This is a genomic window from Ketobacter sp. (assembly GCF_003671495.1).
In the GTDB taxonomy this organism is placed as follows: Bacteria; Pseudomonadota; Gammaproteobacteria; order Pseudomonadales; family Ketobacteraceae; genus Ketobacter.
In genome coordinates, this window is sequence record NZ_RCHN01000014.1 from 39,589 (window position 1) to 64,729 (window position 25,141).

Sequence of the window (25,141 nt, forward strand, 5' to 3'; positions counted from 1 at the left end):
ATCAGTTTCTCTTCACCGGCATTCTCAACGTCACGATGCCTTTCGGGTCGTAACGGCTTTCCACCCAGGGATACTGGGGGACGGAGTCCGGTCCATGATCGGTGTTGTACTGCAACATCATGTCTCCGCCAGCCAGGGTTTGATCACCTTGGGTCTCAATATTCGGATATTGCCGCCAAAGTATGGCCAAGCGCTCCAGATCCTCATGATTGTTCGGCACTTCCGTCAAGCGCGTTGTGCGCAGCTTGTCGAGGCCCGTCTGCAGGCTGTTGAGCATGGCCGTCTTGCTTTCCACCTGCTGATGGGCTCGTGCATAAATCGTGGCCAAACCGAAATTGACACCGAAGGCAGTCGCCAGCACCAGCACCAGGACAATGGCCAGATAAGACCAGGATTGACGGGTGATCATCTGCCGCTCGAAACGCAGCTCCGCCGCCAACTTGGCCTCGTGCTCCGGCAGCACCAGCTGATCCAGGGACGCCTCAATGGGCAGCGCCTCATCCAGAGAGAACCCGGCGTCGGCTGCGAAGAAGCCCGCCTCATAAATACCGGAGTACTCTGCCCGCCCCAAATCACAGTGGATGTAATAGCCATCGTCCCCGGTGATCGGCACCACCTGCAGGGTGCGCTTGAAGGACACCAGCCCACTCTTGATCAGAACATGCCAAAGACCGTACACCGGATGATCCGGATAACGCTCACGCATCTCTTCAATATCGGTTTCCCGCACATGGATCGCCGGACAGGTATTGGTCGCGGGGCAGGATTCCACATACTGATGTTGCTCACTAATGGGTACCGGGCCAACCAGGTCGGGAACCAGAACCAGTTCCTGCCCCTGAATGGTGATTGGCCGCTTCATGTAGTCCGCCAGCGAACTCACAGATTAAACCCCCTCCACGATGGTGGGCGTTACCGTCAGCACCAGCTCGCGGCGACTCAGCTCATTGGATTCGGAGCGGAACAAGGGATTCACCAAGGTTTGGGTAACCGCATCTTTCCAGGGCAAATCCTGCAGACTCTTGGCGACCGAGCGGCGGATAAAGCCACCCAACTGGATGGGTTTGCCGCTTTCCGTGATGACTTCAGTAGACAATTCATTCAGGGCGATGTTCGGCACATCATAGGAGAGCCCCTCGAAGGTGTAAGTGGAGTTGCCCGACACTGAGCTGATCACAGGCCAGATTTCCAACATGATGCGGCCGTCTCCCAGCACCCGGGGGGTTACTGCCAGGGTGACCCCGACCCTCACGGAGTTCAAAGTAGCGGTGATACGGTCATTATTGTTATCACCCTGTTCGGTCTCGATCTCACCGATGAAGGTCAGTTCCTCACCCGTGGAGATATAGGCGTATGAGCCGTTCCGAACGGTGACGTTAGGTTGCGTCAACAGTTCCACCTCACCATATTCACTGAGGAAACGGACGATGGCATTGGCATCCACCGAGTCGCTGCTATAGCCCACATTGGCTTCAAACAGACCATTGTTGCTATTCACAACGTTCTTGCTGACGGTGTTGGTGCCATCAGACGATAAAATGCTATTGAGACTGAAATCCAAAGGGTTGCCGTTGATGGTCGCGTCCTTTAACGCCAGTTGGGTCCAGTCTATACCGGCACCGCGATCGTCCTTGAGAGTCACGTCGTACGCCTGAACATTGATATTTACCTGACGCTGACCACGCTCGATCAGATTGGAGATGAATTCGTCCAGCGCATTGACCCGATTGGCCTGACCTCCCACACTGATGGTCCCCACGGAACGCACCGCCTGGACATAGGGTTTGATCATGGTGTCGTCCACCGTGTTAGTCTCGGTATCGGACTGCTTCACATTCAGGATATCGCGGGCTCCGCTCACCAGAATGTTCCATTCATCGTCGTTGTAGTTGCTTTCAATCTTATTATCGGTACCACCCCGGGTGGAGGTGCTTTCACCGTCTGACTGCGTCGTGGTGCTTTCGGTGTTGAAGGTGGAGCCCACTTTCAACTTGACCGTACGATGGGAGGCAAACGCAGCCACATTCCACTCTTTGCGCACAAATGAACGCACGGTTACCACGCCACGGCTGTATTCAATGTTGTAGCCGGTCACTGATTCCAGATAACGCAGGTAGTCCTTGAGGTACATGCCCTGTGCAAACACACTGATCTCTTTGTTCAGCAGAACATTCTGATCCCCGGGCACGATATTCACATCTTCAAATTGCTTGCGAATGGCGTCGATCAACGCCACCTTTCCGCTAAAGCTCACTTTACGATTGAAAATAGCCTCTTCCGGAGTGACCTCCCGCACGTAGGTGTCACTGCGCTCCACCACCAGCTGGGTGGGTTTATCCTGCAGTGGCTGGTACTTTTCTTTTTCGTTGTACGGCGTCACCGCACAACCGGCCAACAACGAAGCCAACACGAAGGAGGATGACGCGACTTTAAAATTGAATTGCATGTTCTGGTTCCCCGCAAATATCAGCGCTGGCTAATGACGAGTAACGGCGTTTTGGCGCCGGACGCATCTTTTAAATCAAAAAAGTACTGATGCTTGAGCCCGATCGGTGCGAGCAGATCCCTCAGCGCCTGGTCACGGCTCTTCGTGGTCACATACTGAAAGCGCTTCTGCAACACGTCTTTGTTTTTAACGTCCACCAGCACCCGCCAGTCAGAGGGCATGATGGCCACGGCGATCTCCTCCACAGTGGCAGCGGAAACCTCCACCGCCACCTGCCCCCGCTGGATCTCTACCGGGCTCAAATCGCCGGCTTGATCATTGACCACTGAGCTCTGGCGAATCTGGTTTGCATGCTGTTGTGCTTCCAGCACAATTTGCTCGGCGATCTGGCGTGCTTCTTCCACCGCAGCCCTCGCCTCTTCCAGTTCCACCTTTACCGAATCCAGATCAGCCACCTGAGCAGATTCCTGCGCAGCCAAGACGGCATCGGCACTACTCAGCACCCCAATAAGCGTCAACCCTAACGCCAAAGATCGATTCATGATCAGTTACTCCAAGATTTTCCAATGATCGTTAACAAAGACAGTGAGCTCGCAAAGAACTTACGAAAAACTGCTCACTTAATTGGAGGCAAGTGCAGAGGATTGCACATTCGCACGCATTTCAGGCCCCTCACCGAACAAGGCACTTAATGTGTCATGCCGCTTGAGCGCATCGGATTCCCGGTAATACGCCCCTACATAAATGAAATAGCTGGGCTTGGCGGGGTTGGAGCCTCTCCATTTATCACGCTCTTGGGCCTCTTCCAACTTTTCCCACATGTCATTCCAGGGCTGTGGCTCCTGATAGACATAGACCAATGAATAGTTGTATTTAGCCTGCCGGGATTGCGAATGCGTCACTTGCCCCACCACCTGGCCCTGCTCACCCCGCTGAACGCTGCCTGCAACAGCGACCTGGGGGGAGAGAGAAGTAACAGCGTAGTCAGCAGGCGTCACAGGTTCAGGCACCGCCGCCAGCGCTTCCGTTTGCTCCTGAGCCGCTGGCGCCACGTCGAGAGCAGCGATGGCCTGATCAATCACCTGTACCGCCTTATCTGCTTTGGATTTCAGGCGCGCGAGAAATTCATCGGCCTGACGATCGGCAATGGGGGCCGATTCGCCTGTAATGACCTGAGTTGCTTGCGGAACCGCAGCGGGCTCCCCCATTTTCGACCGCAGGCGGGCTATCTCCTGCTCCAGTGCGTAGAAACGCTCCCAATAAGGGTCCTGGGTCGCTGCGGATCTTGGCTCAAAGTAGCCTTCCTCAGAGCCCGGCGCCATTTCCCCAAACAGCGAACACCCGGCCAACAGCCACACTGCACCACTCAACACCACCATTCGCTTGACCATTTCTACCTCCCAATGGACTCCAATCCGTGACAAAAAGCTCATCTAGTTCAAAGACAGCATCGGGTTAAAAAAAGGGAGGTTTTATGACCCGATCCTGTCTATTTACGAAGCACCAACAGGGATATCCACGATGCAGACCATTTCCAGACCTCTAGGGGCCTCTTTGTTTACTTGCCTGACGTTCACCATTTTGGCGGTTTGGACCCTGGTTAACTACAACAGCGTCCGCGATGACCAACTCCAGCATGCAGCGCATATCCAACACCTCGTGCACGGAACCAAGCGCCTGGCGGGGGAGTCCCGTTCGCTATTGCAACAGGCCGATAGCCTCACCATCATTCAGTCACTCCAGGACCAGAACATTGTTGAGTTCCAGGCCATCACCCATGGGAGTATCAAACAGGGACTGCCCCCACTTGATGACCTGCTCGACACCGATCTGACAAACCTCAACGGGCAGTTCAATCAGTTCTCGAACCACGTTTCCGGCCTGCTGCAGAGTCGTACCCGGTTGACTCAACTGGCCGCGAAAAAGGAGGACGCGCTGTTGGCATCCCGGGACCTGGCCGACAAGGCATCGGACCTGGCCCAGGGCATTCTGCAGTACGGCGCCAGCACGCCCCAGGTCGCTACCGCCTATGAGCTGGCGCTGGTACTGGCAAAACACCACCGGAACGTGAATCAGGTTTTTAACAACGCCGCCCGTTATGCGCTCCTCGACCTTGACGACATTCGCAGTGCCATCGGTACGCTCACCCGCGGCGGCCAGGCATCAGAGTCTGCCATTTTACGGCGCAGCGCCGCCCACCTTCTGGACAACATCGAGGCATTTGCGGCGAAGGCTGACGGGATTCAGGAGTTCTCCACCCTGGAAGAGTCGGTTTCAAACCAGGTCACGCAACTGCAGAAAGCCCAAACGGTGTTCGCGGAGGCGATGGAGACGGTGGAAGTGCAATTGCTGTCCGGATTTACGTCCCTTTGGCTTCTGACAGCCGGGCTGTGGTTGGTGGCCGTTGCCAGTGCTCTCGCTGGCACATTTCTCGCGCTGAACAAACGGGCCAGCGCCCCGAAACCGGTACCAGTGACCCAGCCGGAAGCCGCCAGCGAAATCACCAGCAGCCACTTCCTGAACCAAATCAAAACCGATAAAAACAAATTGATGAACGATATCCGGCCGTTGGCCGATGGGATTCTGTACATACGCGCTGATGAGCATTACGAGTCCACCAGCGATCTGGCCCGCTGTTTCAATCACAGCCGGGAGGCACTGATCCAGCGTATTGAGCACCTGCGCGCACTGGCGGAATCATTGCAAAGCGAGCTGACCCATAGTCCGGTGGATGATGGAGAACAGATCGATATCCAGATCGACACCAAGCCGCTGGAAGATCTGACCTATAAAGCCCAGGCTGAGCTGGAGGGGATCATCCGCCGCACCAAGTCCCTGACGACGGAGGGCCAGGATAACCGCAAGCTGATATTAGCCCAATGCCTTCGCACCGATCACCTTCTGGATGAAATCCGGGTTCGGATTCGCAAAGGCTGGCGGGATAGCATTGTGGATACTCAGAATGCCGGCAACCCCACCAGGACCCCAAACGGGCAAGAGGAAATTCGGCGTATTGCGGACCAGTTAACCCAATATCTGGATGAATTCCAGACCACGCCCCCCAGCAAACGATCAAAAAGAGCTGGCTAGCGGCCTGGATAAACGGGATTTTTTGTCGACAAGGTGAATAGCCGTATTCACTGAAGGCTACGGCGTCTTTTCCGATCTGGTGTCTTGATGTTGTAGCGGCTCATTTTGTCAATAAGCGTACGGCGCGGAATCTGTAAAGTCTCTGCGGTGCGCGTCTGATTCCAGTTGTTGGCCTGCAAATGCTGCTCAATCACGGAGATCTCATAGGCATTGACTGCGGTTTTCAGTGACGAGAACCGTTGGTCAGCGGGCTGGGGTGTCACCAGGGTGCCACCGGTGCGCCCCGCGAGGGAGACCTTGCTGCGCACCTGCTGTTGCATCGCATCCGGCAAGTGCTCGATCAAAACAGCGCCTTCCTGTTCACAGAGCAATACCGCGCGCTCTATCGCGTTTTGCAGTTCCCGCACGTTACCGGGAAAGTGATACTTGAGCAACACATCCAACGCAGCGGGCGAAATGCCGGTGACCCGTTTGCTGTATTGCTTTTTGTATTTGCTGACAAAGTGATCCAACAGCAGCTTGATGTCCCCACCCCGATCCCTTAACGCGGGCAACGTAATGGGAAACACGTTTAATCGAAAGAACAGATCTTCCCGGAACTCGCCTTTTTCAATCTTTTCGCCCAGATTGCAGTGGGTTGCGGCAATGACTCTCACATCCACTTTAATTGAGGTTGTACCCCCCAAGGGTCTGACTTCACCTTCCTGCAATACCCGCAAAATTTTACTCTGCAGGTTCAGGGGCATATCCCCGATCTCATCCAGAAAAATACTGCCACCATTGGCCAGTTCAAACAGCCCCTTCTTTTCGGTGGTGGCACCGGTGAATGCACCTTTTTTATAGCCAAACAGCTCACTTTCCAGCAATTGCTCTGGTAATGCAGCACAATTCTGCGTCACAAAGTACTTGCACTTGCGGACACTGTTCTCATGAATGGCACGGGCGAAGACTTCCTTACCGGTGCCTGTTTCCCCCGTCAGCAGGATACTGACGCCAGTATCCATAGCCTTTTCCATCAGCCCGAACACTTTCTGCATCGATTCACTTTGACCGATGATGTTGTACTCCTGCTTACGACTACCGCGCTCCTTCAACTGCCGGTTCTCTTCCTCCAGACGCTGGTTGGTGTCGTTCAACAGCTCAATCAGGTGATTATTGGTTTCTATCAACAGGGCGTTATTGATGCACACCGCGGCTTGAGCCGCAAAGGCACAAATGATGGGTTCCAACGATTTGAATGAGACGTAACGCCGGTTGTAGGCGTCCTTGGCATTGATCAGCTCGAGCACACCGATGGTTTGCCCGTCGTGATCCCTCAGGGGCACCAGAATCAGCGATTGGGTACGAACCGCGCTATCCTGATCATGTTGATAGATATATTCCAGGTCAAAGCCGCTGTAACTGTAGACATCATCGATCAACACCACAGATCCCGTCATGCCACAGTACAGCAGCGGATCATTGGCAGCGAGTGAACCCACCTGACCGAAATCCCGCACCTGATACCAGCCCGGATCCGGGGATTCGTCTTCCCATTGGCTGATGCGCAACTGCAGCATCCGCTTGGTCACGTCCAGAACATAGATACGTCCGGCATCGCAATTGGTAAAGTTGCGGGCAGACAGCAGCACCTTACTCAGTAGGTTCTGGACATTGCGCTCCGTCGCCAGGGTTGTGGTGGTTTCCACAAACTCTTCAATGAAGCTGAGGGATTTGACGAGCTTACCGATATCGTTCATACCTACAAAGACAACTTAGGGTTAAATAGAACGGTAATCCGTTACACAAATTCTCACCGGCTCGGGAGACTTGTCTCCCTCCGGCTCACCCAGCGCCAGGTTCCATCCCAGTGCGCCACCCAGGCTATCGCCTGACCCTACAGCCTGCTCTCCCTCCACATGCAGCAACAGCTCATATTCGTAGGGGTCAGACATCAGCAGCTGAAGCAACTCGATCAGTTCGTCGAAGCCGTCACCATCCGGCAAAAAGCTCTCATATTGATCTTGCGCCAATCCTTTCAGGTGAATCAGGAACTTTCCCATGCAATCCTGCATGCTGTCCCCCATCACCAGATCGCTGCCGAGACTGGCATTACGCATCCCCATGGCATTACATTGCCCCGCTGGAACAACAACCGTACGCACGGCCCAGGGCTCAAACTCAACTGACGGTAGCCGAAAGTAGCGGGCGATCACCTTGGACATAAAATCCGCCCCCCCATTCGCACCCGCCAACACGCCGGCAAAGGGCAACAGGCGGTGCCACTTCAACCGGCTTTGCTGCCGCAGCAGGGGCTGATCCACCCCCGCCAGGCTCAGCAACCAACGGGAATAGTGATCCTTACCATCGACACCATATTGAATGTAATAGCGATACTTTTCCCAACACACCTGCATCAGGCTGATCAACCGGTGATTGAACATGTCCATCAAATCCCGGCTGGGGTGCTGGGGGTCATTGGAGTGCAACACCCGCTCAGTGTAATACACCGGCAAGGGCGAAGCCGGGCCATACAACCCCATAAAACTCACCGTAAGCTCGATGAATTCCCGGTCCGCCTGCTCTAGCCAGCGCCCACCGGCGATATCCGACGCCGGAAACCCAAGACTGGCCAGTGCGCGATAGCGAATATCCACTGGCTTGTCATTGGCTTTGTTGTACACCGTGCGGAACTGCTGCAACAGCGCATTTAGCTGAAAAAAAGCATAGTCGCCGGCTTTTTCAAGCTCTTCATTTACAGTAGACGGTATGAGCCGGTTCTTGGTTTCCATTCGTAAATCTCACCGTTCTCAACACCGTGTACATAAAGGTGGTGGAAACTGTTCATAGTACTGTTCAGTGCAAACAATTCGTTCAGTACGGACGCAAACAGAAACATGTCCCCTTCACTAGCGAAGTGGCTTTCTTTCAGTCGAAGCACCGTTTTCCGACCGCGCACCGGCAAGCCATTGTGAACCCGGTCTTCACTGCCGCATTGGATTCCGTCGAACGCATCCAGCCGGTGCTGGGCGGCCAGGGCCTGCTGGCGGTCGTAATAGCTCTTGTAATCATAGGTCGACAGAATGGCCTTCAACGAATTCATATCGGTCAACGACAGGTAATTGAGTGACATGTTTGAGATCAGGCGCCAGTGAAACGCCTTGTCCAAAGGGGGGGCAAACGAAGGCGTAACATGGGTGATATTCTGGAAGCGGGCGTACTCAGGACTGCTCCCGGTTTCCACACAAACGTCCCCAACCCCCAGCAAGGTGGGCAAGTGCCGATTAGTACACACCAGATCAATGGAAATTGTCTCGGTTTCCGGAAACACACCATGTTCGTACTGATTCACAAAACTCAAATAGCTGTCCAGCCCGTAGCCAGTGACAGACGGTTTTTGCCGTTCCCGATAGAAGCGTTTTTGATTGTCCACCGGAGCGCTCTGGAAATGCTCGAAGGATTCAAAGCGCTTGAATTCACGATTGTGGTGGCTTTGGTGTCCCCAACCCTGCACACGCACAATATCAAAAATCTCATAATGTGACGGATTTTGCCCCCCGGGCATCACCCGATACTCGGCTTTCTTATGATCGGCACGAATGGGAATGGCTTCGTGGTTGAACAAATTGACGATTGGCGTGCAGAACAGCCGGAAATTGTCCGGCCCTACATGCACATGGCTGTCCAATGGTCGATCAAAGTTAAATCGGACTTCCATCTGTGTGGCGCCGGCAACGCGCTCATCCCGCCCTGCCCGTGCCTGGACAGACCCAAGCTCGGTCACATTGATAAAATGGAATTTTTCCGGCAGGGCGTAGTACTCCTGCACCAAACGGTATCCATTCAGCAAATGCGGTGAGGCCGGCAACAGCGCTTCGTTATCGGCAAAGCCACTGGGGGTCACGGATTCGCAACCGAGTCTTGTGATCAGAAGCTCGTCACCATCCTGGGTGTGGGCCACCACATCCACTGACTCCAAATAGCGAAACATCCATAGGTAGAGCGACTGGGCGACGTGGACCTCACCATGCAAATACAGATTGAGCCTATCCAGTGCCACGTCCTGCCAACTGATGTGCGCGGTCAGCCCTAACATCACGGAGACGCTGGCCCCACTTGGACGCTGATGCAGTCTGGCATCCCCCACGGCCAACGGCAGCAGGTCAACATCGTAGCAGGTCCGAAACACACAGGCTGTGCTATCCACCTGACGGGATTCCACTTCCACACCACGGGAGATACGTTGCTTTTCTGACAGCGTGGTCAACGGGGTAAATTCCAGGATGGAAAGGGCTGGAATCGGTCGTAAAAAGTGCGGCCACATCAACGCCATCAGGGAATGGGTCACTTCCGGCAGCTCATCATCCAGCTTCTGCCGAAGCCGACCGGTCAGGAACGCGAACCCTTCCAAAAGGCGCTCCACATCCGGGTCCTGACCCTCCACGGTCAGAAAAGGCGCCAACCGCGGATTGCGCTCTGCAAACTCCCTGCCAAGCTCACGGATCGTGGACAGTTCATCGTGAAAGTATTTATTGAAGGACACACTTACACCCTGACGGTGGCCTGGCCACTGCCGGTGAGCACTGTATCAAACGCGACCCTGGATACCTGACCCTGATAACGCAGACGACCTTCTATGGAGTACTTCATCAACAAGGGCTGTTCGGTATCCGGCACATAGTAGACACTGACACTTTCCAGGCGGGGTTCATACTGTTCGATAAAATGCTGAATGGCATTGCGAATATACTGTACGGCGTCGGGGAACTGGTTCACCACATCATTAAAGTCCGGCATTCCGAACTCCTGCAGCGCTTTCACACTCCCCAGACGCACGTTCAGCATATTTTGAATATTGAGGGTCACGCTGTCGAGAAACGCATTCCAGTCAAAGCGCGTCGTATAACTGGCCGGAAGCACTTCGTTATCCAGACGATCCAACAAGCTATGCTCTTTTCTCACATCAAGCCCCTCTTCCCTGTTCGTGCCGGGCTGACAATTCAGCCCGGCTCAGATCAGGATTTCTCCAGTTTACCCACCAGGGAGAGCTCGAAATCCGCACCCATGTATTTGAAATGGGGGCGCACTTTCAGGTCCACACGGTAGATGCCCGGTTGGCCTTCCACGTCTTCCACCACAATGGCGGCAGATCGCAACGGACGGCGGCTGCGAACGGCGGCGGAGGGATTCTCCTGATCGGCCACATAGGCGCTGATCCAGTGGTTCAGCTCCCGCTGCAGTTCCACCCGATCTTTCCAGGTTCCGATGTTCTCCCGCTGCAGCACTTTCAGGTAATGCGCCAAACGGTTGATGATGAACATATAGGGTAACTGGGTGCTCAGACGGTAGTTCAGCTCTTTCGACTTGGCCTCTTCGTTATTGCCGAAGTACTTGGCTTTTTGTACCGAGTTGGCAGAGAAGAAAGCCGCGTTGTCACTGCCCTTGCGCATGGTAAGGGGAATGAAGCCTTCTTCGGACAGTTCAAATTCCTTACGATCCGAGATCAGAATCTCGGTGGGTACCTTGGATTCCAGTTCACCCATGGACTCATACACATGCACTGGCAGGTCTTCCACTGCACCCCCGCTCTGGGGACCGATGATGTTCGGGCACCAACGGAACTGAGCGAAGGAATCGGACAGGCGGGAAGCAAACGCGAACGAGGTGTTACCCCACAAGTAATTTTCGTGGGATTCACTTACCGTTTCGGTGTAATTGAATCCTTTGGACGGGTTGTCTTCCGGATGATAGGGAGAACGCAGCAGGAAACGCGGCAGAGTCAGGCCAACATACTTCGCATCCTCGGATTCCCTGAAACTGCGCCACTTGGCGAATTGAGGGCCTTCAAAAATAGAGCTCAACTCTTTCAGGTTGGGCAGGCCTTCGAATTCATCGAGCCCGAAGAACTTGGGCCCGGCCGCCGCGACAAACGGCGCGTGGGATACCGCCGCTACGGCAGCCGCATTCTGCATGACCTTCATGTCCGCGGAGCTGGGATTGAATTCGTAGTTGGCAATGATCGCCCCCACCGGTTGACCACCGAACTGACCGTATTCAGCGGTGTACGCCAGTTTGTAGAGGCCGGATTTGGTGATATCCGGAGCATCTTCGAAATCGTCGTACAGGTCCTGCTTGGACGCGTTCAGCATTTCAATTTTGATGTTCTGGGTAAAATCAGTTCGATCCACCAGCAATTTCAGCCCGCGCCAAGCGGACTCCAGAGATTGAAACTCCTTGTGATGGAGAATTTCATCCATCTGCGCGCTGAGCTGGACGTCCAGTTCATCAATCATACGGTCAATCAGATTTTTATTGACCCGCTCCTCTTTGTTCTCCGGACGAAGCAATTCTGCGATAAAGGCACCTACACCACGTTTTGCAACGTCGTAACCTTCATCACCTGGATTCATTCGGGTTTGAGATACAATCTGGTCCAGCAACGAGCCTTCGGTGACTTCCAGCGCGTTGTCGCCATTTTGTACCATGCGTTCGGGATTGCCCATGATACTCTCCTGATCAGTAGATCCTGTTAACCTTCAATCTTCAGTTCACCCAGCACGACTTTGCGCTGTTCATCATCTTCCAGAATGCTCTCAATGGCTTTGCGGAAAGCGGGAACGTTGCCCAGGGGGCCTTTCAACGCCACCAGAGCTTCACGCAGCTCCAGCAGTTTTTTCAGTTCCGGAACCTGGCGGGCCACGTTCTCGGGGCTGAAATCTTTCATCGTGTCAAATTTGAGGCTGAGTCCCATTTCGGCACCTTCTTCCTCTGACAGTCGGTTCGGCACGGTCATGTCCACACCGATTTTCTGATTGCGCAATACGTCGTCAAAGTTGTCCTTGTCAACGTTGATGGGTTTTCGTGCCTCGATCACCCGGTCGTCTTCGCGCTGTGTGAAATCGCCCACCACCATCATTTTGAAGGGCAGCTCGATGGATTCCTGCGCCCCGCCGTGTTCTGAGCGATATTTGATGTTGATGCGCTCTTTTGGCGCTACCGTACCCTCTTTGGACATAACGTCACCTTTCCTGGTTATCCTGGTTAGTCTTGAATGATTACGTGGTTAATGTGCGGCCAGATCAAATGCCAATGCCAGATCCAATTTGCAAAGCCGGCCGTGGAGTTGCTCCACCCTGCGGCTCCTGTGCTCTGAGTCATCACCCTGTTGATGGCAACGTAACAGCAACTCCAGTACCCGCTTTGTTACCTGGGGCTCCCACTCGGCCACTCCCTGTTGGCTGAGTTGGGTGTCCAGGTTCTCCAACAAAGGCAATGCCAATTTCAACATGCCCTGGTCGAAACAGAATTGCGCCTGACTCAAGCGCCACAGCGCCTGCTCCCGCAGAGACGTGGAGCGGGATACGCCGCCCTGGAACAGGTCCAGCGCCTCACGGATTTTCTTTTGCCGGGCCAGGGCCGCCCCTTGCTGAAGGGCGCCTTCCCAGTCCTTGCTGATCTCGGACGCATCCACCATAAGAGCAGCCCCCGCAGACGAGGCAGTGGGCTGGACGATCTGTTGCAGCCATTGGCGGGTTTTTTCATCGGCAAAAGGGGTGTCATCGTTGAAGGCCAGATTCACTACATCTGGCAGGCGGCCGACAAAATCGCGCACGCCCTGTTTAACGGCATTGAGCGCCAGTTCGGCATCCAGGTGATCCAGTGCTTCTGCCAGCAGACGCTGCCCGGTAATCCAGAACGGCGCCTTAACCAGGCTTGGCTCCAGCTCCACGATCAGATCCCGCCAGCGCTGCTCTTGATACAGCCCATTGAAGGTGTCCAATTTCTCTTTGGAGATGGGACGCAATTGGGTTTTTTGCTGGGTGGCCGGGGGCAGCTGGTTCACTCCCAGCCAGGTGATGAAGCGGTTGATGCGGAAGATCTCGGCATCCAGTGGGTTTTTGCCTGCCAGATGCTGACTGGCGTTGCGCAACTGTTCCTGACACAAGCGGTAAACCGCCATCAAGTCACGGTCGCTGGCTACCTGGGCCGGAGCGTTGGCCGCAGCCGCTGAAGTCGCCACAGAGGACACCGCCGAGGCGGACGGAGTGGATGAAGTGCTGGCCTGGCGCGCGCCGGAGCCGGTCTGGACTGCACTGGACGCCACGTTCTTTTGCGCTTCTACCTCCAGGCCCTGCCGCAGACGCTTCAACGCCTGGCGAAACTCCGCCATGTTCGGCGCCTGGTCCGACATTTTCTCCAGCAACATGCCATCCAGGGCGGACAGGCTTTCTTCCACCTGGCGAATGCGCTCAAGATCATGCACCGAAGGGTTATAATCCTCCAGCAGGGGGTGACACTTCTCCACCAGCCATTCAAATGCCTGGGACCGACCGCGCAATCGCTTTTTAGGCGGAAATGCGTGCTCCCAATAGGTCTCGGCGATACCGGTTCCGATTTGCAGCCCTTGATGGAGTCCGTCCAGCAGGTCCACTTCACACAGGGAGCGGGTCAGGAAACAGGCTACCAGAAAATCCTTGGATTGTTCCTGTAAGATCTGACGGGCGGTGTCGCGGATGGTTTCCCAACGTACCGGATCATCGGCGGTGAATGAATCCAGTTTTGCGATTTCCTGCGCAATGGATTCGAATGCCGGTTCCAGGCGCACACTCTCACCCGCCGGATTGTCCCCGGGGATTGGCTGGGTGGCCAGTAGGCTGATCTCTTCCACCGAAAGCAGGCTCATTCAGTCTCCATTTGGGTTTGCTGGTTTTAGGCAAGGCTTACGACAAGCTCGTGCACCAAAGTGCGCAGATTTATGTAAATAGAGACCGGTGACCGTTAAAAAAGCAGTCTGTTTTTGGAAAATCTTTTTAGGAGGGTGAATTTATTCCTCTTGCACCGCCACTCTGGATAATTTTCAACCAACACAATTTTACAATTTACGCTAAACGGTCCGACATCATGGTCTACACTTAGCTTATTAGGTAGGAGTGGGGCTAATGAGCACTGAAGAAAAGTCGGTTCGTTATCAGATTTTTTTCAAGACCCAGGATTATGTCTTCGACCAGACCATCCATCTGAATGACGAAACCTACGAGCACCCGGCGCCTGATGAGGAGATACCGGAGTGGTGCAATCTGGAATTCAAGAAGTGCCCGAATTGCACGTTGAGCAGCATCTGGCATGAGCACTGCCCCCTTGCCGTACGCCTGATCCCGTTCGTCAAGCTGCCTGCATGCAACTCTTACGATGAAGTGCGGGCAGAAGTCACCCTGAATCACAAAACCATCATTGCGGAGACCTCAGCCCAGGAGGCGTTCAGCTCGGTACTCGGCCTGGTGATGGCCACCAGCGGCTGCCCTCACACCAGCTTTTTCAAACCCATGGCCTGGTACCATCAGCCCTTTTCCACCCCGGAAGAAACCATGTACCGGGTGTGTACGGCTTACCTGTTCTCCCACTACATTCATCGACGGGATGGCAAGAAGCTGGACTTTTCCGCCTTGAAGGTGATCTATCACAACATCCACCAGATCAATGTGCAGATAGCCGCCCGCATCAAGAATTACTCGGATACTGACTCCGCCCTGAACGCCATCGTCTTGCTGGACCTGATCACCAACGACCTTCCAATCGCGGTGGATGAGGATCTGGATGAGCTCAAGCGCCTGTTCGAGAGCCACAAAAACCTCTTCAACTGATCCAAGCCCCACGATTGACTCCAGTTTTACCTGGCGCCTGTCTATATACAGGTACATCAGCGGTTTGGAATCCATCATGAAAGCAACAATATCGGTTTACAGTGGCACGTTTTTCTGCACCCTGGCGTCAGCCTGTCTGCTGACCGCCTGCGGCACGAATACCAAAATGGACGATGGTTCTTATCGCTCTATCGGTCATCAGCCCCCGAAACAGGTACAAAAATACGTTGACGAAGAATTCGAGAGCCGAACCGGCAATCTGAACACCGGAAGCGTACCGGCCCCGGTGCCGGACTTCCCGGGGGAAACCACCCGCCTATCCCGCCAGGCAGGCACCACAAGCCATTTGGGGAACCACATGGTGCGCTACGGCCACCCCGGGCTCATCAATAAAATCGTCAAGACCGCCCAGATCCACTGCCAGCCTCTGGCTTATCAGATCAACACCAGTGAAAACAGCTTTTGGGGAAAGGATAAAGGCACCTTGCAACAGTGCACCTATCAGTTTCCCAAGCATTGCGGCAGCCATCAGTTTTCCATTGTGACCTACAACAAAAAGACCATTCTCATTTATCAGCCACCCAATCAATCCCATTACGTCATTGACACGTTGTCTGGCACCCCAAAATCCCAGGCTGGGCTTTGGGATCAGGATGATCATCTTGGTTCCAGCACCACCAACGCCAATTACCTGTTTCAGAATGATTACAACGCCAACTATCAACAGCAGGCCATTAATCCGGTTAATCTGGGTTGGATCATCAAGGCGTCCCATAAGGACGAAGAGGAGTTTGGGCAACGGTATCATCGCGCCGTGGAAGAAATCACCGGCTGCTTTTAGGAGGTTCGAGGCACACCTGTTCGCTCCCTTCCGCCCTCCAGCATTATCGCTAGACACAAAAAAAGCTGGTGCCTTGCGGCAACCAGCTTTTTTGTGCCTGACAGGTCAGGACTACACTTTGAGTACCCGCCAGTCGTCGTGACCGGAAGTGCCGGAAATTTCGTGTGTCCAAGTGATCTTACGATAGGTGAAGGACACATCTTCCAGGTGAGTGAAGTGAGACTGGCCTGGATCCTGACAGTTGGGCATGTAGGCCTTGATGTCAACGATGATGGCGTCTTCCAGTTCGATGGTGAAGTAATGCTCCTGAGTACCCGTAGCGGACGTACGCCACCACTCGATTTTGCAGCCCACCATGCGCTCACCGGAGGTCAGCGCGGAGTACAGCAGAGGGGAACACTTATCGAACACCTTGGTAATGGTAACCGGCTGGTGCACGCGCTGGCCGGTGGGCTGACCGCTTTGCGGATCACGGGGCAGAATGATGTTGTGCTTGAATGCTTCAACCAGAACCTGGTCTTCGTGACCTTCCTGGAAAATGTTACCAACACTGGGCTCAGTGAAGTTGCCAGCGGTGATCAAACCTTGCAGTTCGCCTTCGATGCTCATATACGCGGGAGTTGGCATTGCCGATACCTCTATCTATAAAATCCGTTTAATGTTCAGTTTCTGCAGCGATAACCCCTATTGGTCCATTTATTCGCTGACACAAGCCTTATATCAAAGCCCGTGCCACAAACTCTATCTTATTGTTTTTATTGACAAATAACCGGCATTGCCAAAATTAGTGACGACCACGAGAAGCAAAACACCGCTAACCTGAGCATTTTATTGCTCAACTTTTTCCACTGATGTACGACCAACCGCCAATTTGATCTGGATTAATACTTTGCTGTGTCCATATGCACTAAAATCCCCGGCCCTTTGCTTCAGCCAACGCAATTTGGTGTCACAATCATGCACAAACCCGAATTACTGTCTCCTGCCGGCTCCCTGAAAAGCATGCGTTATGCCTTCGCCTACGGCGCCGATGCAATCTATGCCGGGCAGCCCCGCTACAGCCTGCGTGTTCGCAATAACGAGTTCAACAAGGATGAGAACCTGGCACAGGCCATCACGGAGGCGCATAAGCTGGGCAAGTCGTTTTATCTGGCCACCAACCTGGCCCCACACAATGACAAGATCCGCTCCTTTGTGCGGGATATGGAGCCCATCATCGCCATGGGGCCCGACGCCCTTATCATGTCGGACCCCGGCCTCATCCTGCTGGTGAGGGAGCATTGGCCTGATCAGGCAGTGCACCTGTCTGTGCAAGCGAACGCGGTGAACTGGGCCAGCGTGAAATTCTGGCAGCAACAGGGCATTTCCCGTGTGATACTTTCCCGCGAATTATCCCTGGATGAAATTGAAGAAATCAGGCAGCGGGTGCCGGACATGGAACTGGAAGTGTTCGTGCACGGAGCGCTCTGTATTGCTTATTCCGGGCGCTGCCTGCTGTCCGGCTATATGACGCACCGGGATTCCAACCAGGGGGCCTGCACCAACTCATGTCGCTGGAAGTACACCGCCCAGGAGGCAAGGGAGACCGCCGAGGGGGATGTGGTGGCGGTCCACAATTACGATCCTGAACGCCCCCCGCGGCCCCGAACCACCACTCAACAAGACACCGTATTCCTGCTGCAGGAAGAAGGTCGACCTGGAGAGTGGATGCCCGCCTTCGAGGATGAGCACGGCACCTACATCATGAACTCAAAAGATCTGCGGGCGGTACAACACATTAAGCGCCTCACGCAAATGGGCATCCACTCCCTGAAAATCGAAGGCCGAACCAAATCCCACTTCTACGCGGCCCGCACCGCGCAAATTTATCGCCGGGCCATTGAAGATGCAGCAACGCAGGCGGATTTTGACTGGACACTGATGGAACAACTGGAAGGCCTGGCCCACCGGGGCTACACCGAGGGGTTCTATCGCCGGCATTTACCCGCCGAGTACCAGAATTACGAGCAGAACACCTCCCGCTCCGGCACCCAGCAGTTTGTGGGGGAGGTGGTCGAACTGGACCGGAACAGCGGGCTAATGACCATTCAGGTAAAGAACCGATTCAGCGTGGGGGACGAACTGACCCTGATGACACCCCGTGGGGACCATCCGTTCAGGTTGACGCATATGGAAACCACCGGGGGCGATGCAGTGGCTACCGCCAAGGGAGACGGTTGGGTTGTGCGGATTCCTGCACCAGGGGATGTTGATCCAGACTTTGCCATGTTGATACGGCATCTGGCACCAACCTGAGCCTGAGCGTTAGTTCAACGCACGGGTCACGCGAAACCCACGCAGAGGCGAGGGCTCCCCATCTGCGTTCTGCAGCGATTCCGGTACACATTGACCCAGATCAGTCGCTGCATCACCGCCGGCGATCCAGAGTGCAGACCCGGAGCGTACCCATTCGCCGGCATTGCCCAACAGATTCTTGAGCCCAAGACTGTTCGGGTAGCCCTGCTCTGCCGGCCGCAGCGCAGCGCCCCGAATCCAGCGACCGCCAGCAAACACCTTGCAATTATGGTCACGAATGCCGCTGTCGTCCCTGGCCATCAACCGCCACTGTTCCAGGGTAGGCAAGTCGTAGTGGAATCCGGACAGATCAGTGAGCCATTGCGCATACCGTTTCGCCTCTGCGAAACTGAGGTCCGTGACGGGCAGCGCGCTGTCAGGCCGGGGAGTACAGACTCGATACAGTCGGCAATAGTGATTGTAGTCCTCCACTTTCACTTCCATGCGGCTCACCGCAAACGCGGGCTGGGAGCGGTTACCCTTCACCACCACCAGCTCTGGCCCATGCACAGACGCGGTGAGCGAATCCCGGCAGTGAAAACGGCTGTCCGCCCCCCGGTTCGCCCAAGAGGACAAACAGGGGTTACGCCGCTGTGGTGCCTTGGGCCTCTTGATTTCCGGCGCCAGTGATGTCTTCAGCGCCAACACTTCGGGGTCGCGAACCCCATGTCGTTGCACGAACGCCTGCAGGCTGCTGGACACCACTTGCAGCATGGCCGGGTTCTCCGTTCGCAATGCAGACAAAAAAGCACGCAGCTGATCGGGGTCCGCCAGGTTACGTCCGGCGGCCAGTGCCACCGCTTGCCGATAGTCCGCCAGCCATTGTTCATGCATGGCGTTTGCACGCGGGGGCGGCTGCCCTTGACCATGGACTGCGGCCGATGATGCCGACCGTTGCAGGAGCTGCTGGAACTGGGTACGGTCTTGTGGAAACAACTGACTGGCCTGGGTGACCACCGCCTGGGCCAGCTCACGATGTCCAAGGTAGACCGCCAAGGCAGCCTCGCGAGCCAGCAAGGCGCGGAAATCGCGCCCCTGAAGCAGCGGATGCTGAGGTTCCACCCACTGCAGATCCTGTAGCAGCGTGCTGAAGTCCGGATCTGTCTCCTGATAACGGCGCGCCTCAATACGCTGTTCCAGCTCCTGCGCCAAACCGGAGACATAACGCTCCCGCATCCCGGCGAACTGATGTTCTAACTCCAGCAACGCCGATGAATCCGGATACAAACTGAGGACCAGCTCAAAACGACGCCCCACTTGCTGATAATCCGCAGCAGACTCCAGCGAGTGCATCGAGGTGCGCAGATTATCCAGTACCGCTTCCCGGGCACTGCCCAGTATCACGGCTTTATCGCCATCGCTGAATTCCGCCAGACGCCCCTGCCCCTTGTGCAGCGACTTTAATTCATTCGCCGATAACAGGGAAATCACTTCCCGGTGCTCACGATGCGTTATCCAATTGAACACCAGCAGGCCCGCCACAACCACCACCAGCGCCGTCATCGATACCAGCGCGATGCGCCTGGATTGCGAAGTACGGTCACCAAAAAACCGGTGGCGAAAGCGGTTGAGGTTGAGATCGTCCGCCGGTTGAAACGCCAGCAGGGATGACAACGCTTTCCATTGGCTGCGACCGAGCACGGAAATGCGTTGTGGCTTCAGCCCCGCCGCATCCGCCTCGGTGGCTTTGCAACGTCGATAGGGATGCTCCCCGGTGAACAACATATAAAATATGCATCCCAGTGCGTACAGGTCATCTTTGGGTTCCGGAGCCGCACCGGTGAGCACCGCAACACTGGCGTAGGCCGGAGTGAAGGCCTGAAAGGCGGACTTGGACAGGGCCGGGGACTCCGCTTGCAAGGCGCGGGCGATGCCGAAATCCAGCACTTTGACCTGACCGGTCTGGGTCACAAAAATGTTGGCGGGTTTCAGGTCCGCATGGACCACACCCTGTTGATGGGCATAGGAAACGGCCTCCGTCACTTGCCGCAGTATATGCATCGCCCGGGATTGATTGAGGCCGGATTTGTTCTGGCGCAGCAGTTGGTCCAGCGATTGCCCCTGCAGCAGCTCCATGGTCATGAACGCAATGTCACCATCACGATCGAAGTCATAGGCACTGACGATATTGGGGTGGGAAAGACGCTGGGTCTTTTTGGTTTCCTGCTGCAGACTCAGCAGCGCATGTTCATGGCTGGCGAAGCTCTCATTGATCACCTTCACCGCCACCCAGGGGTCCAGATCCCCCGCCTCCACCTGACGCAGGTCGCGGGCTTTGAACACAGCCCCCATGCCACCGGCACCCAGCAGCTCCACCAGCTCGAAGCGTTGCTTCAGAATCATACCTTCGCTGGCGCTTGCCACCGGCTTGTTGGTGGATTGATCCAGCCCCGGGTTGCCGGCGACCACAGTGCGATTCGGCGTGGACTCCACCACCGTCGACTCATCCGGGCGCTGTACAATGGTTTTGTCCACCGGCTTATTCACGCAGCAGCATTCCTTTTGCCACCGACTCCACCGCAATCACTGTTACAGTGACATTATCATTGGCGTTACCGGACAACACCGACTCCACCAGCCGGGTAGCCTTGGTGTGGCAATCCTGCGGGGCGGACAGGATCGACATTATCCGCTCCGGAGAAAGCTCGGAATGGAGGCCATCGCTGCACAGCAGCAACACATCCCCCGGCAGCAGATCAAGAGCAATGTAATCCAACTCCAGCACCGCGTTTGCGCCCACCGCACGGGTGATGACATGACGCCGTGGATGTGAATCCACCTCTTCCGGCTGAATCATGCCCGTATCCAACAACTCCTGCACCACACTGTGATCCGTGCTCAGTTGATACAGACCGGCATCGCGCAGCAGATAAAAGCGACTGTCACCCGCCCAGACACAGGCACACTCCTGCCCCTCGGCAATCAATGCCACTACGGTACAGCCCATCATGCCGCTATCCGGCGACTGGGTGCGTTCCACGGTCAAGCGGGTATTCACTGACTGGATCGCCTGCTTGACCACCGCCACTCTGCCGTTGAGGTCCGGCTCCAGCTGCACCCGCTGCAGAGATTCCGATACCGCATCGGCCACCATGTTGGCCGCCACCTCTCCGGCGTCATATCCTCCCATTCCGTCAGCCACACACCACACGCCCGCCGCCGCGTGTTCACAGTAGGCATCCTCATTGAGTTTGCGCACGTTGCCCACATGGGTGCAGGCGGCCGACAAAAACCGAAGCGCCATGGCCCTAGAGTTTGGCCGGCAGGGCAAAGTTACCCAGGTAATCCCGGGCAAACGGATTCCGGGCACTGCCTGCATGCAGCTCGTACACCGCCCGGCGTTCCTGGTCTTTTACCGTCAACTGATAACGGTCCGCATACGCGGTCTTTTTCAGGGGGAACTTGTCCAGCAGACGGAACAATCCCCAGGCTCCGGCCACCTGATCCGAGAATTGCACGCCATAATGATCCTCAAACACGTAGCGGATGCTGTCCTGACGGGTGGCGGACGGCCAACTGAGATCATTGCGCCGGGCCGGGCCATGACGATACTCCAGGCGCTCACCCAACAGATCCAGCTCAAACCGATTGATGTTGGCATCCAGATAGGTTGCCCTCAGCTTGAAGTTGACCTGGGGGGCGTCACCGTCGAGGAAAAACACCGTGCGAATCTGATGAGCTTGCTCAAAACGTGCGAGGCTCTGCTTGCTCAACGCCAATCCCTGGCCGTCCACCGCCACCATACGCCAGGGTGAACGGCGGGTATCCACGAACGGCGCCAGATTGTTGTCGAAGAACTGCTGTTCGATGCCCCCGGGTTTAAAAAACTCCGCAAAATCCGTCAGTGTCACGTCCACATTGGCTCGCTTGTCCAACGGGTAACGACCGGACAGGCTGCGGTTGTAGAAAGGCCTTACGCTGGCATCGTATTCTGCTGCGATGTGACTGCGGGCCGCGCCCAGGGTATGCCCCCAGGCCCGGTCGGTGAGCGCCTCAACCCATTGCTTCACCGGCTCTGGCAAATGACGGGCCTCCACCTTGAGCCGCCCAATAGGATCAGAACGACCATTGCGCATGCGGGCCGCAGCGGCGTCAAACGCCCCCTGCCCGGTAGCGCCTGAACTGGTGATGCCTTCCAGATAAAACTGCAGCTCCGTCAGCGCGGAAGTGACCCGGTCGAACGGAGCCGACTGGCCTTTCTCCGCCAGCATCAGGTCATGTAGCGGCTCAAACCGCTTGTCCACCAGAGTGGCAGGGTTCTCGGGCAGCTGCATCAGGCGGCTGCGACCCGCCATACTGGCGATGCGACCGATTTTGCCCGCCTTGGGATCGGCCATTCGCGCCAACTTGCCCGCCCCTTCCAGGTTCTCCGCCAGGGCACCGGGGTCCACCAGGGGCTTGGACAACTGCGTGTGCACCACCACCTCCTCCAGCACCCGCCGCAATGGGGAGCTGCCGGACAGCATTTCGTTCAGCAGCCGCACATGCTCATCCAGGGAGCGGGAGTTTTGCAGTCGCAAACTGCTGATGGCAGAACGCCAGTAGCCGATGTAATCATCCAGATACCGCTTTTCGATTTCCGCCTGGACGTTGGCCAGATCCAGTTCGCTCATGTCCTGGCTGCGATTGCCCACCACCCAGCTGTCGTCCGCCAGATCCTGCATGATGTTGGCCTGCTGGGGCTTGAAGAAATCATGATAACCTGCTGCCGTGTACAACCACGGGATCGACACAAATTCGCCGTTGAAAACATAATGCACATCGTGGCCGATCTGGCTGTCAAAACGATAGTCCATGGGGGCCTGCTGGCGGGCTTTTTCCTGCAATGAGGCATAGATCTGCTGCGCCAGCGGCACCTGTCGCAAAACCCGTCGGGTTTGCTCCACCAATTGAGCGTCCGCGGTCAACCCCGGCCAATCCATACCCAGCAACCGGGTCAGATGCCGATTCAGGGCATCCAGTTGCTCCGGCTGATCCGCATAGCGATTGCGCCAGTCTGCCCGCAACCAGGTTTCCACATACTCTTTGTCAAGACGCTCCGGCAGGCTCAACATCAGATAGGCTTTCAAGGCATGGTGCAGGTATTCCGGAAGATCCTGATTCTGTTGCAACTGGCGGGCGATCTGCTGCTGCAGGGATCGATGAAACTCCTGCTGCAGAGCCTGCTGGTATTCCGTTTCAGTCTGCTCATAGAACACGTTGCCCTGATACAGCCCGCCGCCCATTTGCCAACCATCCTGCCCCGGCTGATAGACATCGCGCAGTGCCAGCAGGGGCTGCAGTTCCAGCACCACCTGTTCCGGCAGTTCATCGCCCCCAAGACGGCCGCGGTGCTCGACATATTGAGCCAATTGGACTTCCGCCTGGTTGAGGCGCGATTCATTCAAGCCGTAACTGGTGGACCACAGCACCGTCATCGCGGTGGCACCCGCCAGAGTGGCTGCGTAGCCCGCATTGCGCGCCCAGCGCAGCTTGCTTTCGTAACGGCGGTTGGCCCCGGCCAGCTCGGCTTCAGGGAACACCACGTTATGGAACAGGTGATTGAGAAAGTAGCTTTTGCCGGACGCAGGCGCACCCAGCAACGCCTCTTGACCGAATCCCATCTGCCCGGCCATATTCTGCATGATCCGTTGCATGCCCGCCCCTTCCTGGGTACCGCTGGTGAAATACACCCCACGTAACAGGTAGTGATCGTGAAAGCGGGATTCACTGAAGGTACGCCCCACGAATTCCGAGAACAGGGACTTCAACTGTTCGAAGCGGGCGGGGAACGCCAGAATATCCGCTCGCCGGCGAAAGTCCCGTTCGAAATGGAACTTACCCAGGACACCGTCGTGCAGGCGCTTGGCCAGCAGATCAAATTCCTCATCAAATAATTGATGATAGGATTGATGTGCCTCCAGTTTGTCCGGGAAGGTCATGCCCCACACCTGGTTGCGCTCTTCTTTGCCCATCATGTCAAAGAACTGGTTGAAGCCGGGGACCAGGTCGCTCTTGGTGATCAGGAGATACACCGGAAAGTTAACCCCCAGCTGATCCTTCAGCTCCTTGAGCCTGGCCCGCACCGCATTGATGTTGGCCACCCGCTCCGACTCGGTTTTGTGTACCAGCTCATCCACACTGATGGCCACCAGCACCCCATTAATGGGGCGGCGTTTGCGGTATTTTTTCAACAACCCGATAAAGCCTTTCCAGGCAGTGGCGTCGGCACTGGCGTGGCTGTCCTGGGTGGTATAACGACCGGCCGTATCAATCAGTACGGCCTGGTTGGTGAACCACCAATCACAGTGACGGGTTCCCCCTACCCCCTGGATGGCACCGCGGCCAAACTGCTGTTCGAGGGGAAAATCCAGGCCGGAATTCACCAGGGCTGTGGTTTTTCCGGTGCCCGGAGGGCCGATGATGATGTACCAGGGCAGATCGTACAGGTAATTCTTACTGTAGCGGCTGTTATTGCCACTGCTGCGCCGCAGGGTCTCAATGGCGTCCTTGAAGCGCGCACTCAACAGCGCCACTTCCCCCTGGCTGACGCCGGCGGGGTCCGCGGTGAGCGGGTCGCTGTGTTGTTGCCCATCCTGCTGTAAGTCTTGGGCCAGTTTCTGGTGCCCGGATTTAGCCTGCATGGACAGGCGCAGGTTGTTCAATCCCCACGCCAGAATCAGGGCCATTATGATCAGCAGGCGGACCACTTCGCTGGCCAACAGCGCTTTATCCGCAATGGCAATGTAAGGCCCACCGAACCAGATCAGGATGGAGAGCGCGATCACACCTACCAGGGTTATCACCCACTTTTGCTTCAACATCGAGGTT

19 protein-coding genes are annotated in these 25,141 nt (G+C 55.8%); 4 read left to right on the forward strand and 15 right to left on the reverse strand.

All coding sequences use genetic code 11. The features are described 5' to 3' along the window. Position 1: 1 nt before the first annotated feature. The 4 genes from D9N14_RS06370 to D9N14_RS06385 form a co-directional block, all read right to left on the reverse strand. Complete coding sequence (locus D9N14_RS06370; RefSeq protein WP_290578153.1) at positions 2–862, reverse strand: hypothetical protein; 861 nt, start codon at positions 860–862, stop codon at positions 2–4. A gap of 24 nt (positions 863–886) precedes the next feature. Next, entirely contained in the window at positions 887–2,446 is a 1,560-nt protein-coding gene (locus D9N14_RS06375) for a type II secretion system protein GspD (protein ID WP_290578155.1), read from the reverse strand. A gap of 20 nt (positions 2,447–2,466) precedes the next feature. Then, positions 2,467–2,988, reverse strand: coding sequence for a hypothetical protein (locus D9N14_RS06380; RefSeq protein WP_290578157.1), 522 nt, complete (start codon positions 2,986–2,988; stop codon positions 2,467–2,469). A gap of 78 nt (positions 2,989–3,066) precedes the next feature. Beyond that, entirely contained in the window at positions 3,067–3,837 is a 771-nt protein-coding gene (locus tag D9N14_RS06385; protein ID WP_290578159.1) for a hypothetical protein, read from the reverse strand. Between the two features lie 268 nt (positions 3,838–4,105). Between D9N14_RS06385 and D9N14_RS06390 the strand changes: the two genes are divergently transcribed. Continuing rightward, a complete protein-coding gene (locus D9N14_RS06390; protein WP_290578161.1) occupies positions 4,106–5,536 on the forward strand; it encodes a hypothetical protein in 1,431 nt (476 codons plus the stop codon). A gap of 47 nt (positions 5,537–5,583) precedes the next feature. Here the strand turns inward: D9N14_RS06390 and D9N14_RS06395 are convergent, their stop codons facing one another. Genes D9N14_RS06395 through tssA form a run of 7 tightly spaced genes read right to left on the reverse strand, consistent with a single transcriptional unit; the run spans position 5,584 to position 14,198 of the window. After that, positions 5,584–7,275, reverse strand: a complete 1,692-nt coding sequence (locus tag D9N14_RS06395) for a sigma-54-dependent Fis family transcriptional regulator (RefSeq protein WP_290578163.1) — start codon at positions 7,273–7,275, stop codon at positions 5,584–5,586. 21 nt (positions 7,276–7,296) lie between these two features. Continuing rightward, entirely contained in the window at positions 7,297–8,307 is a 1,011-nt protein-coding gene (tssG, locus tag D9N14_RS06400) for a type VI secretion system baseplate subunit TssG (RefSeq protein ID WP_290578164.1), read from the reverse strand. Next, positions 8,271–10,058: a type VI secretion system baseplate subunit TssF gene (tssF, locus tag D9N14_RS06405; RefSeq protein ID WP_290578165.1), complete on the reverse strand. Its 1,788-nt coding sequence runs from the start codon at positions 10,056–10,058 to the stop codon at positions 8,271–8,273. The genes tssG and tssF overlap by 37 nt, the downstream gene beginning before the upstream one ends. Before the next feature lie 2 nt (positions 10,059–10,060). Continuing rightward, positions 10,061–10,477: a type VI secretion system baseplate subunit TssE gene (tssE, locus tag D9N14_RS06410; protein ID WP_290578166.1), complete on the reverse strand. Its 417-nt coding sequence runs from the start codon at positions 10,475–10,477 to the stop codon at positions 10,061–10,063. A gap of 53 nt (positions 10,478–10,530) precedes the next feature. Next, entirely contained in the window at positions 10,531–12,000 is a 1,470-nt protein-coding gene (gene tssC / locus D9N14_RS06415; RefSeq protein ID WP_317622584.1) for a type VI secretion system contractile sheath large subunit, read from the reverse strand. Positions 12,001–12,044: 44 nt separating this feature from the next. Next, positions 12,045–12,530, reverse strand: coding sequence for a type VI secretion system contractile sheath small subunit (gene tssB, locus D9N14_RS06420; protein WP_290578168.1), 486 nt, complete (start codon positions 12,528–12,530; stop codon positions 12,045–12,047). 48 nt (positions 12,531–12,578) lie between these two features. Next, positions 12,579–14,198, reverse strand: coding sequence for a type VI secretion system protein TssA (tssA, locus tag D9N14_RS06425; protein WP_290578169.1), 1,620 nt, complete (start codon positions 14,196–14,198; stop codon positions 12,579–12,581). 256 nt (positions 14,199–14,454) lie between these two features. Between tssA and D9N14_RS06430 the strand changes: the two genes are divergently transcribed. Both D9N14_RS06430 and D9N14_RS06435 read left to right on the forward strand, forming a co-directional pair. Continuing rightward, complete coding sequence (locus D9N14_RS06430) at positions 14,455–15,156, forward strand: DUF6901 family protein (protein WP_290578170.1); 702 nt, start codon at positions 14,455–14,457, stop codon at positions 15,154–15,156. A 76-nt stretch (positions 15,157–15,232) separates the two neighbouring features. Continuing rightward, positions 15,233–15,997 carry a hypothetical protein gene (locus D9N14_RS06435; RefSeq protein ID WP_290578171.1) on the forward strand — a complete coding sequence of 255 codons (765 nt, stop codon included), beginning with the start codon at positions 15,233–15,235 and terminating at the stop codon, positions 15,995–15,997. Between the two features lie 111 nt (positions 15,998–16,108). Here the strand turns inward: D9N14_RS06435 and D9N14_RS06440 are convergent, their stop codons facing one another. Then, positions 16,109–16,624, reverse strand: a complete 516-nt coding sequence (locus D9N14_RS06440; protein ID WP_290578172.1) for an Hcp family type VI secretion system effector — start codon at positions 16,622–16,624, stop codon at positions 16,109–16,111. Between the two features lie 330 nt (positions 16,625–16,954). On the opposite strand from D9N14_RS06440, the gene yegQ reads away from it, so the two are divergent. Then, positions 16,955–18,292: a tRNA 5-hydroxyuridine modification protein YegQ gene (gene yegQ / locus D9N14_RS06445; protein WP_290578173.1), complete on the forward strand. Its 1,338-nt coding sequence runs from the start codon at positions 16,955–16,957 to the stop codon at positions 18,290–18,292. A 9-nt stretch (positions 18,293–18,301) separates the two neighbouring features. On the opposite strand, the gene D9N14_RS06450 is transcribed toward yegQ, so the two are convergent. The 3 genes from D9N14_RS06450 to tssM are packed head-to-tail and all read right to left on the reverse strand — an operon-like array spanning position 18,302 to position 25,134. Further along, positions 18,302–20,818: a bifunctional serine/threonine-protein kinase/formylglycine-generating enzyme family protein gene (locus D9N14_RS06450; protein ID WP_290578174.1), complete on the reverse strand. Its 2,517-nt coding sequence runs from the start codon at positions 20,816–20,818 to the stop codon at positions 18,302–18,304. Continuing rightward, on the reverse strand, positions 20,811–21,575 hold the full coding sequence (locus D9N14_RS06455; RefSeq protein WP_290578176.1) for a PP2C family protein-serine/threonine phosphatase: 765 nt from the start codon (positions 21,573–21,575) through the stop codon (positions 20,811–20,813). Before D9N14_RS06455 ends, D9N14_RS06450 begins: the two co-directional genes overlap by 8 nt. Before the next feature lie 4 nt (positions 21,576–21,579). Continuing rightward, positions 21,580–25,134 carry a type VI secretion system membrane subunit TssM gene (tssM, locus tag D9N14_RS06460; RefSeq protein WP_290578177.1) on the reverse strand — a complete coding sequence of 1,185 codons (3,555 nt, stop codon included), beginning with the start codon at positions 25,132–25,134 and terminating at the stop codon, positions 21,580–21,582. Positions 25,135–25,141: the final 7 nt, after the last annotated feature.